Below are 13,616 nucleotides of genomic sequence, written 5' to 3'. Positions count from 1 at the left end.
GGAGGAGATCAGATGGCATATCGTTTCGCAAACCGTATCAAGGAATTGAAAACATCCCCCTTGCGGGAAAATGCAAGCAAAAACATGGAACTCAAAGATGTGATCTCATTTGCTTACGGCTTTCCGCCGGTTGAAGCTTTCCCGATGGAGACACTCCAAAAAATTTCGCAAAAATTATACACAGAAGTCGATCCGGAAACGTTTTTGCAATATGGCGCTTCCGAAGGTTATCCCTTGCTGCGTAAGCTGGTCAAAGAACGCTTGGCGAAAACCGCCAATCTTCACAATGAGGAACAGGTGCTGATTACATCGGGTTCCACCCAAGCAATGGATATTGCCGTGAAAGTCCTGTGCGATGAAGGAGACATCGTGCTCTGCGAGGAACAGACCTTTTCGGGGGCGGTGAATGCGATCAAAGGGTATGGCGCCATTCCCATACCGATTCCGATGAACGTTACGGAAGAATCCGTCGATCTGGAAGCGCTGGAAGAACTGCTGCGTTTCGAGCAACGCATCAAGTTCATTTACCTGATTCCGACATTCCAAAATCCGTTGGGGACATCGATCCCGCTGGAAAAACGCCAAGCCATCTACAGCTTGGCCCAAAAATATGATGTGCTGATTTTCGAGGATGACCCTTATGGCGACCTGCTGTACTATGGCGAACCGATCATGAAGCTGAAGGAGATGGACACGGACGGGCGCGTCATGTATGCGGGTTCGTTTTCCAAAATTTTGGCACCCAGCGCGCGGTTAGGTTTCATTATGGCGCCGGATGAAATTATGGAAAAATTGGCTTTAGCCAAGCAAGTATCCGACTCCCACACCAATTTCTATTGGCAAGTGATGCTGGCGGAATTCATGCAGAATCACCAGTTTGAAGAACATGTCTCGGCCTTGAAGCTGTATTACAAAGAAAAGTTTGAAGCGATGATTGCGGGGCTTGAAGCGTTGCCTGAAGACAAAATTCAGTTCATTAAACCGACCGGCGGCTACTTTATCTGCTGCAAGATGGCCGATGATCTGGATCCTGAAACATTCTATACGGCATTGGACGAAGCCAAGGTTGCCGTCATCCCCGGCAATGTGATGAGCGTGGCGCAGGAAGGTTATGAACGTTCTTTCCGTTTGAACTTCACAAAACCGACACTTTCGGAAATCGTGGACGGTGTGAAAGTAATCGGTGAAGCGTTGGAACAAGCGACACCCGCATCCTGCAAACAAGTGATCTGAGGAGGGAAAGTATGAGATTGATTTATTATGGCGTCAGCGCAGATGAAGAAAAGTTCATCAAACGCTGGAGTTTCAGCAACAAGATACCCGTGACCATCATCAACGAAGGCATATCCAGCGAGAATGTCCATTTCGCCGGCCCGCATGATGGCGTCTGCCTGTATCCGAGCCCGGAAATGCGCCAAAGCGAGCTGCTCTACCGCAAATTGCGGGAACAAGGGATCCACCAATTGTCGGTCAAATCGACCGGTGTGGATGGCATCAACTTCGAATGGGCCCAGAAATACGGCTTGACCGTGACGAACGTGCCTTCCTACAGTCCCACATCTGTCGGCCATTTTGCGATCATGTCGATATTGATGGTGCTGCGGAATGTTCCGGCAGTGCTGCAGACAAAATCATCACGCAAAGCAGCGATCGGCAGGGAATTGCAGGATGTGACGGTCGGAATACTGGGAACCGGCCGGATCGGTTCTGTCGTTGCCGAAGGGATCCATGCTTTAGGCGGGCGCGTGATCGCCACCAGTTCAAAAGAAAATCCGCGCCTGAAAGGGAAAGTCAGCTATGTTCCTTTTGAAGAACTACTGAAGGAATCGGATGTTCTGTCCATCCACATCCCCTTATCCGAAAAGTCCACACATCTTTTTTCTAAGGAAAATTTTACAAAAATGAAGCCCGGCAGCTGTCTTGTGAATACGGCGCGCGGAAAAATTGTTGATACCGAAGCGCTGATCGAAGCGTTAGCAACCGGGAAATTGGCTGGTGCAGCATTGGATGCATTGGAGGATGAGGAAAAATATTTCTCCGTCGGTTGGGAAAAGAACCCGTATTATTCGCGCTTGACGGCTCTACCTAATGTCATGATCACCCCACATATTGCCTACCATACAGAATTGGCCGTGCAGGAGATTGTGGAGACTTCGTTGACCAATGCGCGGGACATCATAATCGCAGGTAGTTGCCGCAATACGATTTCACTTTGAGAATCCAAAAAAGAAGGAGGAGATGACGATGATCCAGGCACAAATCAGTGGACTGAAAAAAAGTTTCGGTAAGAACGAAATATTGAAAAATGTAGGGCTGACCATCCATAAAGGCGAAGTTGTCTGCATTATCGGTCCAAGCGGCTCCGGCAAAACCACCTTCTTGCGTTGCTTGAATCTCTTGGAACAACCGGATGCGGGCATGTATGAACTCGGCGACCTTCGCTATGACCTCAGCCGTATCGGAACCCATCAGAGCCGGGAAATTGCCAGAAAAACAGCGATGGTTTTTCAATCCTATGAATTGTTCAGCCATATGACGGTCCTGCAGAATGTGATGGAAGGCTTGGTTACACCTCGGAAAGTCCCCAAAAAGCTGGCGGAAACAATCGCCACTTCCGTCCTGGAAAAAGTCGGCATGGCAGACAAAGCAGGGATGTATCCGATCCAACTTTCAGGAGGGCAGCAGCAACGGGTCGGCATTGCCCGAGCGATGGCGTTATCTCCGGAATTGTTGTTATTCGATGAACCCACATCCGCGCTTGATCCGGAACTTGTCGGGGATGTGTTGAATGTGATGAGGCAATTGGCCGACACGGGGCAAACGATGATCATTGTTACCCATGAGATGCAGTTTGCGCAAGAAGTGGCGGATAAAGTAGTTTTCATGGCGGACGGGGTAGTCGTTGAAGCAGGGACACCTGCAGAAGTGTTTGAGGATCCGAAACAAGAGCGGACAAAACAATTTTTGATGCAAGTCCGTTTCAATACAGCAGTCTGAGAGGGATGACACGTGGAATATACGGAAGTGAAAAGCAAGCTTTGGACAAAGGATTTTCTCCTGGTGAACAGCATCACCTTTTTGGCGATGACGGCAATCACAACCCAAATGGGAACGTTGCCCCTATATGTGACTGCTCTTGGTGGTTCGAAAGCGGTGGCTGGGAGCATCGTAGGGATTTTAGGCATTGCGGCTTTGTTTTTCCGCTTGCCGATCGGAATCTTATTGGACCGGTACGGTCGCAGACTGCTGCTCACGATCGGTCTGGGAATCCTGTTCCTTGATTTCGCTTTGCTGAATGTACTGCAGACGTTGGTTATGCTGTTTGCATTACGTTTGATCCAAGGAATCGGCAACAGCATCCAAGCGACTAGCGCCGCGACCATGGCGGCAGATTTGATCCCCAAGGAACAGCTATCTGTCGGTTTGGGCTACTTCAGCATCGCCCAAGCCGTCCCTGGCGCAATCGGACCTTTGTTGGGGTTGGCCGTTGTAGAAGCATACGGATTCGAGGCCTTATTCCGGGTGGCGTTTTTATTGACAAGTTTGGCTTTTGTTTTGAGCTTTTTTATAAGTACGGAATCGCCACGAACGCTTTTTTTCGGAGAAAAAGCAAAGCCGAAGGGCGGAGTGGCTGAAGCGTTGTCCCTCATAAAGAATCGGGGCGTAATGTTTCCAAGTCTGATCATGTTTCTGATTTGCTTCGCGAATTCCGGAGTCATCGCATTTATCGCGCAGTTCGCGATCGAAAAGAATATAGACGGGGCTGGCTATTATTTTACTGTGATGACAGTCGTCACGGTTCTGATCCGGTTTCTCTTCCCGCAAATGCTGAATCTGATCAATCAAACGTTTTTGATTTGCGGGAGCATTCTGAGTATCAGTGCAGCGTTTGGCCTGCTTGCTTATGCCGATGATCTTGTCCATCTTCTTTTGGCGGCTGTCCTATATGGAATCGGGTTTGCAAGTCTGCTGCCGGTCATGAATACGATTGTTTTGCAAAGCATTTCCGATCAGGAACGCGGACGCGCGATAGCGATTTTCTCGGCTGCTCTGGATGTAGCGTACGGCGGCGGGGCGATGCTTTGGGGCGTGATCGCCAGCTTGTTTGGTTTTCAAGTCATGTATCTCTTTTGTGGAGGATTCGGACTGGCGGCGCTGTTTGCTTACCTTCTGTTTGCTAGGAGGAAAAAGCAAATGTCATAAAGCCTGACACATCTTGTGAGCCCAACCTTGCAACTCTTATCCTTTCTTACTAAAATTAAGAATATGATGAGAGAATGGAGGGGCCATTATGGATGTTTTAGATCGGAAAATTTTAAATATTATGCAAAAAAACAGCCGGATTACTGTCAAACAAATTGCCGAAGAGTGTTTTATTTCGTCTCCTTCCGTATCCGTGCGTTTGCAAAATTTGGAAGGTATGGGGTACATCCGTACGTATCAAGCTGTTCTTGACCATCAGAAATTGGGCTTTTTGATCAAAGCCTATGTGAATTGCGCGGTCAACGCAAAGGATAAACAGGATTTTTACCGATACATCGAAGAAATCCCCAATGTCGTAGAATGCGACTGCATCACCGGGGATTACTCGATGCTATTGAAGGTATACTTTACAAACACAATCGAGTTGGATGAATTCATAACGGACCTGCAACGCTTTGGCGATACCAAAACGCATATTGTCTTCTCAACAAATGTCGGTCCCCGCGGCCTGCAAATCCAAATAAACGAATAAGCAAAGACGCCGAGAATTATTTCCGGCGTTTTTGCTTATTTTGTGTGCGGGGGAGAGCGCTGAGTAGAGGAGCCGTATCTCCGGCGAGCGATCGGTTGGCCGGAGAACAATACCGAAAATAACATTCATCTCCGATGAAGCCCGAGGCACCGGAGATGGGCGGTAAACGGAATCGGATCTCCGGCGAGGGCTGCTTCGCAGGAGGAGAGCCTCCCCCGAATCGGGCGATTATCAGCAACGGACATACGCACTCAAAGGATGCTCCATCAGTCGGATGTTTTCGGCAATAATCCGCGCAATCTGATGAGCGCCATAGTCATTGAAATGCGTATTATCCGCAATACCAGCTGGATAGTTGGGATGCTGCCCAGTGGAAAGGTGCAGATGTAGTTTTATTGTTTCCTCCATACCCAATCTCTGATAGTAGTCTTGCGTCAGACGATAGACATCAATAACGGGAACGGCCAGTCTCTCCCCCAAAGCAATCATTGCTTCAGGGTAGTCGCCAAGTGTTTCCGGATTGAGTCGACCATCAGGTAAGTTATCTCGTCTAGTAACGGACGTCAGCAGTAAGGGAAAAGAATTCTTAGCCAACGCAACTTCCACAAACTGAGCGAGATTCTCCTGATAATCTTCGTAAGGCATCGTCCCTATCGGCAAATCAATCTTCTGGTCGTTGTGCCCGAACTGGATAAGCAGGAAATCTCCTGGACCGATTTCCTTGGCAATCTGATCGAGCCTTTTTTCGGTGATGAACGATTCGGTGGAGCGGCCGTTTTGGGCATAGTTGCGCACTTCGATTTCGGATGAGAGGAAGCAGGAAAACTTTTCCCCCCAGCCGGTCTCAGGCTTTGCTTCGCCGGATTTTTGCGCTGCCGTCGAATCGCCGGCGATGAACAATTTTTTCTTCATACTTTGGTCTCCTTTATGGTTATGCTTTCATTGTAGTTATGGCAGACTTGACATACAAGCGCGGATTCTCGACATTTTTCGTGGAAATCTGATTTCTTTTGCGGGTATTGCCCTTCATTTTGATAAAAAAATTGATATAATCTGCTTAGCTCGCCAATAAACACTGTGCTGACAAGGTTTTTTGACTCCAGTAAAAACAGTCAATTGTCGGAAATCAGGTAATTGATTATGATTTAATCATGAAAGCGGTTAACTAACATGCTTCAAAATTAAAGGAGGAAAAAAGATGCAAAAGAACAAAATCTTTTCGGTATTCGGAGTGGCGATGGCAGCTACCACTATACTGGCGGCTTGCGGAAATAATGAGGAAGGGGAAACGGCCAGCGCGACGACGGACACAATCACAATCATGTCTCCTTTTATCGAAACTGATCCCCCAGAAGGAGAAAATAAAATTATCGAACAACTGGAGGAACTGACCGGAAAGGAAATCGAAATAACCTGGGCACCGAATACTTCCTATGAGGATAAGATGAATATTACCCTTGCTTCCGACAACATCCCGAAAGTCATGGTCATCCAAGGAAAATCGGGTGGCTTCATCAAATCCGCCGAGAATGGCGCTTTCTGGGACCTGACCGATTACTTGAAGGACTATCCGAATCTGTCGCAAGCGAACCCTGATGTTCTGCGCAACTCTTCGGTGAACGGGAAAATCTACGGCATCTATCGGTCGCGTGATGGCATGCGGACCGCGGTGATGATCCGCAAAGACTGGCTAGAGAATCTGGGCTTGGAGTTGCCAGAAACGGTTGACGATCTCTTCGCTATCTCCCAAGCTTTCACGGAAAATGATCCGGACGGCAACGGCGAAGCAGATACATACGGTTTGATCGTGCCGCAATGGCCGGCATCCATCAATACCAATAGCCCATACGACACCTTGGCAACTTGGTTCGGAGCAGGGAATGCTTGGATTGAAAAAGAGGGCGCATTGGAACCATCCTTCATGCAGCCTGAATATTTGGAATCGATGCAATTTATGCGCAGCATGGTCGAAAATGGATATGTGAATAAGGATTTTGCGACATTGACTGCCGACAAATGGGATGAACCGTTCTTGAACGGCAAAGGCGGTATTATTGTCGATACTTATTCCAGAGCAGATTCCATCAGCAACAAAATGCGCCAGGCGAACCCTGATAGTGAAGATATCGTTGTCTTCACCGGTAACCTTGAGAACGCAGAGGGAGAACTGAATGCTTTACCGACGGACGGGTACTCTGGCTTCTTGGCGATTCCGAAAACAAGCGTTAAGACCGAGGACGAGCTGAAGGAAGTATTGTCATTCTTGGATCAACTCAATGACGAAGAAGCTCAGATCCTATTGACGAACGGCCTTGAAGGCGTGAACTTCAATGTTGTCGACGGCATGGCGCAAGCAATCAAGGAAGATGCCGAAGCCGAAAAATATGCAAACTATGTCAAGAGCTATTCGCAGATCGGCATGAACGTGACCGAAGAAATCTTGTTCTATCGTGCCAAACCTGAAACGGATGAAATGACGCAGAAATTCGAAAGACGCCTTTCCCTGATGGCAGCAGATCTGGAATCCGCGGTCTACAATCCGGCTTCATCCTATATCACTGACACTTATGTCACTAAAGGGGCACAGCTGGATCAGATCATCAGCGATGCGCGCGTCAAATATGTTGCCGGCCAGATCGATGATCAAGGCTGGGCCGACAGCATCGAGCTTTGGAAGAACCAAGGCGGCCAAGAGTTGATCGACGAAACGAACGAATTGCACAAAAACTAAATGATAAGAGCGTCGAATTGCTTTCTAAGAAGCAGTCCGGCGCTGTTTTTTTTTTGAGAGAATAACTGTTCGGCCGGCGCGGCCGTCTTGAGACAACTCCGCTCCTCCGGCGAATCCGTCCATCCCCGGAGGTAACCTCAGGCATTGGTCCTGTTCTCCGGCCAGACCAACTTCACCGCAGGACAGACTAGGAAAAGGACACCAACTCCGGCCAAACAACCATTCACCGGAGTTGCGCAGGATGCATCTTTGCAACCGCATAATTTCCAAATCCAAAACAGTCTAGCCCTTTTTTGAAGCACCTACAGAAAACCCTTTACCTGTAGCCTTTTCTAAGGAGAAAAACAAAAAATGTCAATTGAGGGAAACCCAGTGCAACTATAAGATAAGAGCATAAACATGAAAACGTTTTAACGTTGGAAAGGACAATGATATGACGGAATACAGACTGCTTTATGAGAATCCTTTGACTGGGCCGGAGCATCTCACCGATTTCGTGAAGGAGGGAAATCCGGCAATCGCATTCGACGGAGACGGTATCATCCTCGCGAATGCGGATCCGGAAGAACTGGGCGATCATGCCCACTGGGTTTTGTGGTTGAACCGGGTTTTTCCGGCTGACATTAAGATCGAATGGGAATTTCAACCTTTGCGGGAGCCAGGGCTGTGTATGTTGTTCTTTGCCGCACTCGGCAGGGAGGGGCAACTGCTCTTCAGCCCGGAGCTTCAGGAACGGGATGGCTATTACCCGCAGTATCATTCAGGCGACATCAATGCCTACCACATCTCCTATTATAGGAGGAAATTCGCCTCGGAGCGCTATTTTGAAACATGCAACCTTCGGAAAAGTCATGGATTCCATCTGGTTGCCCAAGGTGCTGATCCGCTCCCGGCAGTGGCTGACGCGATTGATTTCTACAAACTGACGGTAGAAAAGCGACAACAATGGATCACTTTCAGCATCAACGCTCTCGTGTTGTTCCGTTGGGAGGATGACGGGACGCTGGGCCCGATTCTGAAGGAAGGCTGCGTTGGCTTCCGTCAGATGGCGCCGATGATGGCCAAATACCGTAACCTAAAAGTGTTCGGAATCGAGGAGGAAGGCATATGAATTGGGACAAACTCTATAATGGAACCGAAAAAATATATGACTGCCTGCGCTTGAACAGCGCAATTATACTAGGAACGCTGCTTGGGTTGGGCATCTTCGGATTGGCACCGAGCCTCCAAGCAGCACATCATGTGGCGAAAGCGCTCCACCGTCAGCAAGGTATGAATTTTTACTCAAGCTTTTTTTTCTATTACCGCACGCACTTCATTTCATCTAACCAAATTTTTCTGGCAATTGTAGCTCTCTACGGTTTGCCGATGTTGGCGGTCCAGCAGTTGTTCTTGCCGCATCTCGGAACTGCAGCACTGCTTGTTTTCCTGGTGAGCCAAGGGGCGATGTTGGCGACTGTGAATACGCTATTCGCGATGTACGAGTTTTACGAGTTGCCGCTCCGCAGCTATTTTCCTTCCGCATTGAAATTTTTGACCTATAATCCATTTGGCTGCTTGTTGGCGCTCCTCTGGCTGGGCATCTGCAGCACGGTCTCGTATATGTTGCCCGGCTTGTTGTCGTTCCTCAGTGTCGGCGTGTGGGTCTATGGAAATATGGGACTTTACCTGAAGTATTTTGAAGACAACGAAGAAAAATTGAAAGGAGCACAACTGAAAAATGACACTGAAATGGCTTGAAAAACAACCTGGAATTAAACGAGGCATCAACTGGGGAACTCCTTGGAAAAAGGGGGAATTAACAAAAGAGACATTACAATCCCAAACCTTCTGGCTCGATGGAACACCGCTGCAGACAAAAGCGCTGGCTTTCTGGCCGGACGGCAGCATCAAATGGACCGGACACGCTGGTATCTTTGACAAAACAAGTACGCTGATCGATTTGCAACAAGGCAAGCAGCTTTCCGGTAATATCGCCGAATCACGCTATAACGGCATCTATATCGATAACGGTTCCCTGAAAGCTTTCTTCCCGAAACACGGGGAAGGGAAGAACTTACTGGATTGGGTAAAGATTGCCGGTGAAGCTAAATTGACAGATCTGCGGATTGAAGCAAAATACGCTGAAGGAACGCTCTCTTCAAAAGTTACTGATTTGATTCTGGAAGAAAATGGTCCGCTCAAAGCTGTTGTGAAGGTCAGTGGCTATATCTATCAGGACAATACAGAGCTACAGCAGTTCATCGTACGCTTCCGCTTTTACCACGAAGTCAACAGATTAGATATTGTACATACCTTAATCGTGATTGATTCCAAACCAATCAAAGGAATCGGTATTGCGTATGAGACCACGCTGACAGGGGAAAGTTGGAACCGCCATGTGAAATTCGTCGGTGAAAGTGGCGTCTATGCCGAACCAGGTCAATTGTTAATGTCCCGCCGTTTTTATGAAAAACATCCGCAATACGCCAAACAGGCGGCCGGCGAAATCGTCCAGCTGACCGAAACGGACAGACCGATGCTGATCCATGCCAAGGAAAATGCGGTCTGGAACAACTTTTCGCTGACCCAAATCAACCACCGCTCCTATACGCTGAAGAAACAGACCGAGCCGGGCTATGCACCGCTATTGATCGGGGATGGTAGCCGTTCCTTGGGAAGCGTTTATGCCGGCGGGGAAACAGGCGGGGTTGCCTGTAGCATCGAAAAATTCTGGGAAAAAGCGCCATCCGCAATCGAAGTCAGAGATCTGACCGGTCACCGCACCAAAATGATTGCCTGGCTTTGGAGTCCGGAAGCAGGTGAGATGGACTTTTCGCATTACTCGCCGCGTGATCATATGCTGAGCGCCTATGAAGGGATGGAGGAAATTCGGTCTACTGCTGTGGGTGTCGCCAATACGACCCGTTTGTGGCTTGACCTCTGTGCGGAACCGCTCAGCAATGCCGAACTCTTTGAACTAGCCCTAGAGAACCGAAACCCAGCGTTGATCGTGGCTACTCCGGAAGACTACCGTCAGACAAAAGTATTCGGTTCCTTTAGCCTGCCGAACCGCACCAATCCGAAAATGGCCCGACTTGAGGATCAGATGCTGGCGTTACGGAAATTCTACGTGAAGGAAGTCGATAAGCGCAGCTGGTACGGCTACTGGAACTACGGAGACGTCATGCATACCTACGACCGTTACCGCCATCAGTGGCGCTACGATTTGGGCGGTTATGCTTGGCAGAACACCGAGCTCGTGCCGAACATGTGGCTATGGCTCGACTTCCTGCGCACGGGCGATCCGGAAGTATTCCGTTTCGCAGAGGCGATGACGCGTCATACCTCCGAGGTGGACCAGTACCATGCCGGGGAATACAGAGGGCTCGGATCGCGTCACAACGTACTGCACTGGGGTTGCCAGTGCAAAGAAGTGCGTATTTCGATGGCTGGATTGCACCGCTATTATTATTATTTAACGGCGGATGAGCGGATCGGCGAAATCATGGAACAGGTGAAGGACAATGAAACGTACGCCTTCGAAGGCTTGGCACCGATGCGCGAGTTCTACGAACGGACCGAGGAATGGGTACCGATCCGGGTCGGTCCGGATTGGTCGGCGCTTGTTTCCAACTGGTTCACGCAGTGGGAAAGGACAGGCGACGAAACCTACCTCGAAAAAATCAGGACCGGGATTGCCTGCATCAAAGCAACGCCGGACCGGTTGCTGTCCGGTCCGACCTATCTCTTCAACCCAAAAACGAAGGAACTCCAATACATGGGGACAGGAAATGCAGGTGGTTATCATATGGTCATTTCGTTTGGAGCTCCGCAGGTCTGGCTGGAATTGGCGCAGAACTTAGAGGATCCCGAATGGAACCAGATGCTCGGTGAATTCGGTTGGATGTATAGTCTCACTCCCGAAGAGAAGCTTCAGGCATCCAAAGGGAAGTTGTCGGAACCGCATTTTTCTTGGCCAATGTTCGGGACCACGATGATGGCTTACGGGGCAGTCGTCAGAAATGATAAAGCCATCGCCAACCAGTCTTGGAAGATTCTCACAACGAATGAACTGTCCGGTGTACCGCTACCGGTTGAAGAAACACTGAAACAGACAGACATCTGGAAGCCGGTAGAAGAAATGCCTTGGATTTCCACAAATGTAGTGTCGCAGTGGTGTCTGAACACAATAGGTTGCTTGGAATGGATCGGCGGTCACATGACCGACCGGAGCTGAAGGAGGAAACGGAATGGAATCAACAATCAAAGAAATACCGAAAAAGAAACAAATCAGTGCTTTAAATCACATCAAACAGAATAAATGGCTCTATATTTTAACGATACCCGGCTTATTGTATTTCGCGATTTTCAAATACGCCCCGATGTATGGACTTATTATCGCGTTCAAGGATTACGTGCCTTTCCTCGGAATCGCGGAAAGCAAGTGGGTAGGGTTGGAGAATTTCCAGGATTTCTTCACCAACCCAGATTTTTTCCGGATATTCTGGAATACGCTAGCGATTGCTTTTCTGAACATCCTGTTTGCGTTCCCCGCTCCGATACTTTTGGCGCTCCTGTTGAATGAAGTACGGCTGAAAGTTTATCAGCGCACGATTCAGACTTTCGTCTATGTGCCACACTTTTTGTCATGGACGATCGTCGTCAGTTTATGGCATATTCTTTTCAACCTCGACCATGGGGCCATTACGGAAATCGTGCTGAGTCTGACCGGAAAGGAAATTGACTTCCTAACGGATCCCACATGGTTCCGCCCGATGATCATCCTCCAGTCGATCTGGAAGGAAATGGGCTGGGGCACAATCATCTATCTTGCCGCCTTGGCCGGGGTCGATCAGGAACAATACGAAGCGGCCATCATGGATGGCGCCGGAAGATTCCGCCGGGTTTGGCACATCACTTTGCCGGCGATCCGTTCCACGATTATCATTATGTTGATCATGAAAGTGGGTTCGATACTTTCAACCGGATTCGATCAGTTCTATTTGATGACGAATCAGTTGAATCGGCCGGTTGCGGATGTTTTTGATACCTATGTCTACATGATGGGGATCACGAACGGTGCCTACAGTTATTCGACGGCAGTCGGGTTATTCAAATCAGTCATCGGCATCATCCTAGTCTTTTCTACAAACCGATTAGCGAAAAAATTTGGCGAAAGCGGCCTTTACTAAGCCACGGAAGGAGAAAAACACATGAAAAATATGCACAATACAAAGGGAGGGCGCATCTTCGATGTCCTGAACATAATTTTTTTGGGACTGCTCGGCATCTTGATGGTCCTCCCGTTTATTTACGTGGTTGCTGGATCCTTTGCTACCGAACACGAATTGTCTACGCGGGCATTCTTTCTTTGGCCGAATACCTTCAGCCTGGAATCCTATAAATATATTTTTTCAACGCCGGCCTTTATGCGCAGTTTGTTCGTCACAACCGGTGTGACGGTAGTGGGAACGCTCGTGCAACTATTCTTCACGTTCACATTTGCTTATCCGCTATCAAGGAGACACCTGAAAGGCAGGAATGTGCTGTTGAATCTGGTCATCTTCGCGATGCTGTTTTCAGGCGGGATGATCCCTACCTTCATCGTCGTGAAGAACCTTGGATTAATAGATTCCTATTGGGCATTGATCCTGCCGATTGCGATTAATCCATTCAACCTGATGATCATCAAGAATTTTTTCCAGGAGATGCCGATCGAGCTGGAGGAGTCCGCGAAGATGGATGGTTGCACCGAGTTGGGCATTCTTTGGAAAATCATGCTGCCACTTTCGAAACCTGTCATAGCGACTTTCACTTTGTTCTACGCAGTCGGAATCTGGAACGACTTCATGAGCGGACTGCTGTACATCAATGATTCCTCAAAGTGGCCGATCCAATTGCTGCTGCGCCAGATCACGATGTCTTCGAGCGCAAGCAGTGCCTTGAGCAACTTGGACCCGAACTACATTCCGCCTGAACAAGGCATGAAATTTGCGGTCATCATCGTGGCCACATTGCCGATTCTGATTTTTTATCCGTTCCTGCAGAAACACTTCGCAAAGGGCATGTTGGTGGGTTCCGTGAAGGGTTAAGCATCACTTTTTTGAGTGTGTGAAAAAATTGATAGTGGCGCATCTTTCATTTCTGTTTTATGATGTTGGAGTATGA

The 13,616-nt window shown here is 48.6% G+C and carries 12 protein-coding genes; 11 read left to right on the top strand and 1 reads right to left on the bottom strand.

The window, feature by feature from the left end; all coding sequences use genetic code 11:
• The first annotated feature begins 12 nt into the window (after positions 1-12).
• The 5 genes from BMX58_RS02710 (at position 13) to BMX58_RS02690 (ending at position 4,735) form a co-directional block, all read left to right on the top strand.
• Positions 13-1,233 (top strand): aminotransferase-like domain-containing protein, encoded by a 1,221-nt coding sequence (locus tag BMX58_RS02710; RefSeq protein ID WP_068622163.1) that lies wholly within the window; start codon positions 13-15, stop codon positions 1,231-1,233.
• 11 nt (positions 1,234-1,244) lie between these two features.
• Positions 1,245-2,216: an NAD(P)-dependent oxidoreductase gene (locus BMX58_RS02705; protein ID WP_068622161.1), complete on the top strand. Its 972-nt coding sequence runs from the start codon at positions 1,245-1,247 to the stop codon at positions 2,214-2,216.
• A gap of 28 nt (positions 2,217-2,244) precedes the next feature.
• Positions 2,245-2,997, top strand: a complete 753-nt coding sequence (locus tag BMX58_RS02700; RefSeq protein ID WP_068622159.1) for an amino acid ABC transporter ATP-binding protein — start codon at positions 2,245-2,247, stop codon at positions 2,995-2,997.
• Positions 2,998-3,009: 12 nt separating this feature from the next.
• Positions 3,010-4,203, top strand: a complete 1,194-nt coding sequence (locus BMX58_RS02695; protein WP_068622157.1) for an MFS transporter — start codon at positions 3,010-3,012, stop codon at positions 4,201-4,203.
• A gap of 88 nt (positions 4,204-4,291) precedes the next feature.
• Positions 4,292-4,735, top strand: coding sequence for an Lrp/AsnC family transcriptional regulator (locus BMX58_RS02690; protein WP_068622155.1), 444 nt, complete (start codon positions 4,292-4,294; stop codon positions 4,733-4,735).
• A gap of 231 nt (positions 4,736-4,966) precedes the next feature.
• Here the strand turns inward: BMX58_RS02690 and BMX58_RS02685 are convergent, their stop codons facing one another.
• Positions 4,967-5,647 carry a rhamnogalacturonan acetylesterase gene (locus BMX58_RS02685; RefSeq protein WP_068622153.1) on the bottom strand — a complete coding sequence of 227 codons (681 nt, stop codon included), beginning with the start codon at positions 5,645-5,647 and terminating at the stop codon, positions 4,967-4,969.
• A gap of 286 nt (positions 5,648-5,933) precedes the next feature.
• Here BMX58_RS02685 and BMX58_RS02680 point away from each other — a divergent pair, with 286 nt between their 5' ends.
• From BMX58_RS02680 to BMX58_RS02655, 6 genes are all read left to right on the top strand, one after another.
• The gene (locus BMX58_RS02680) at positions 5,934-7,466 is read left to right on the top strand and encodes an extracellular solute-binding protein (protein ID WP_068622150.1); all 1,533 of its coding nucleotides are present in this window, start codon (positions 5,934-5,936) and stop codon (positions 7,464-7,466) included.
• 433 nt (positions 7,467-7,899) lie between these two features.
• On the top strand, positions 7,900-8,577 hold the full coding sequence (locus BMX58_RS02675) for a DUF1961 family protein (protein ID WP_068622149.1): 678 nt from the start codon (positions 7,900-7,902) through the stop codon (positions 8,575-8,577).
• Positions 8,574-9,206, top strand: a complete 633-nt coding sequence (locus tag BMX58_RS02670; protein WP_068622147.1) for a DUF624 domain-containing protein — start codon at positions 8,574-8,576, stop codon at positions 9,204-9,206. The genes BMX58_RS02675 and BMX58_RS02670 overlap by 4 nt, the downstream gene beginning before the upstream one ends.
• Positions 9,187-11,685: an exo-rhamnogalacturonan lyase family protein gene (locus BMX58_RS02665; protein WP_068622145.1), complete on the top strand. Its 2,499-nt coding sequence runs from the start codon at positions 9,187-9,189 to the stop codon at positions 11,683-11,685. The genes BMX58_RS02670 and BMX58_RS02665 overlap by 20 nt, the downstream gene beginning before the upstream one ends.
• A 13-nt stretch (positions 11,686-11,698) precedes the next feature.
• Entirely contained in the window at positions 11,699-12,640 is a 942-nt protein-coding gene (locus tag BMX58_RS02660; protein ID WP_068622143.1) for an ABC transporter permease, read from the top strand.
• A 21-nt stretch (positions 12,641-12,661) separates the two neighbouring features.
• The gene (locus BMX58_RS02655; RefSeq protein ID WP_068622141.1) at positions 12,662-13,540 is read left to right on the top strand and encodes a carbohydrate ABC transporter permease; all 879 of its coding nucleotides are present in this window, start codon (positions 12,662-12,664) and stop codon (positions 13,538-13,540) included.
• Positions 13,541-13,616: the final 76 nt, after the last annotated feature.

This window comes from Trichococcus ilyis, assembly GCF_900109135.1.
GTDB classification, from domain to species: Bacteria; Bacillota; Bacilli; order Lactobacillales; family Aerococcaceae; genus Trichococcus; species Trichococcus ilyis.
Note: the sequence above shows the minus strand (reverse complement) of the source record. Positions and strands in the feature narration are given on the sequence as shown.

Excerpts from the sequence above, each read along its gene's own strand:
- BMX58_RS02660 (WP_068622143.1), top strand. The coding sequence starts at position 11,699 with ATGGAATCAACAATCAAAGAAATACCGAAAAAGAAACAAATCAGTGCT.
- BMX58_RS02655 (WP_068622141.1), top strand. The coding sequence starts at position 12,662 with ATGAAAAATATGCACAATACAAAGGGAGGGCGCATCTTCGATGTCCTG.
- BMX58_RS02675 (WP_068622149.1), top strand. The coding sequence starts at position 7,900 with ATGACGGAATACAGACTGCTTTATGAGAATCCTTTGACTGGGCCGGAG.
- BMX58_RS02690 (WP_068622155.1), top strand. The coding sequence starts at position 4,292 with ATGGATGTTTTAGATCGGAAAATTTTAAATATTATGCAAAAAAACAGC.
- BMX58_RS02670 (WP_068622147.1), top strand. The coding sequence starts at position 8,574 with ATGAATTGGGACAAACTCTATAATGGAACCGAAAAAATATATGACTGC.
- BMX58_RS02665 (WP_068622145.1), top strand. The coding sequence starts at position 9,187 with ATGACACTGAAATGGCTTGAAAAACAACCTGGAATTAAACGAGGCATC.
- BMX58_RS02705 (WP_068622161.1), top strand. The coding sequence starts at position 1,245 with ATGAGATTGATTTATTATGGCGTCAGCGCAGATGAAGAAAAGTTCATC.
- BMX58_RS02710 (WP_068622163.1), top strand. The coding sequence starts at position 13 with ATGGCATATCGTTTCGCAAACCGTATCAAGGAATTGAAAACATCCCCC.
- BMX58_RS02680 (WP_068622150.1), top strand. The coding sequence starts at position 5,934 with ATGCAAAAGAACAAAATCTTTTCGGTATTCGGAGTGGCGATGGCAGCT.
- BMX58_RS02700 (WP_068622159.1), top strand. The coding sequence starts at position 2,245 with ATGATCCAGGCACAAATCAGTGGACTGAAAAAAAGTTTCGGTAAGAAC.
- BMX58_RS02685 (WP_068622153.1), bottom strand. The coding sequence starts at position 5,647 with ATGAAGAAAAAATTGTTCATCGCCGGCGATTCGACGGCAGCGCAAAAA.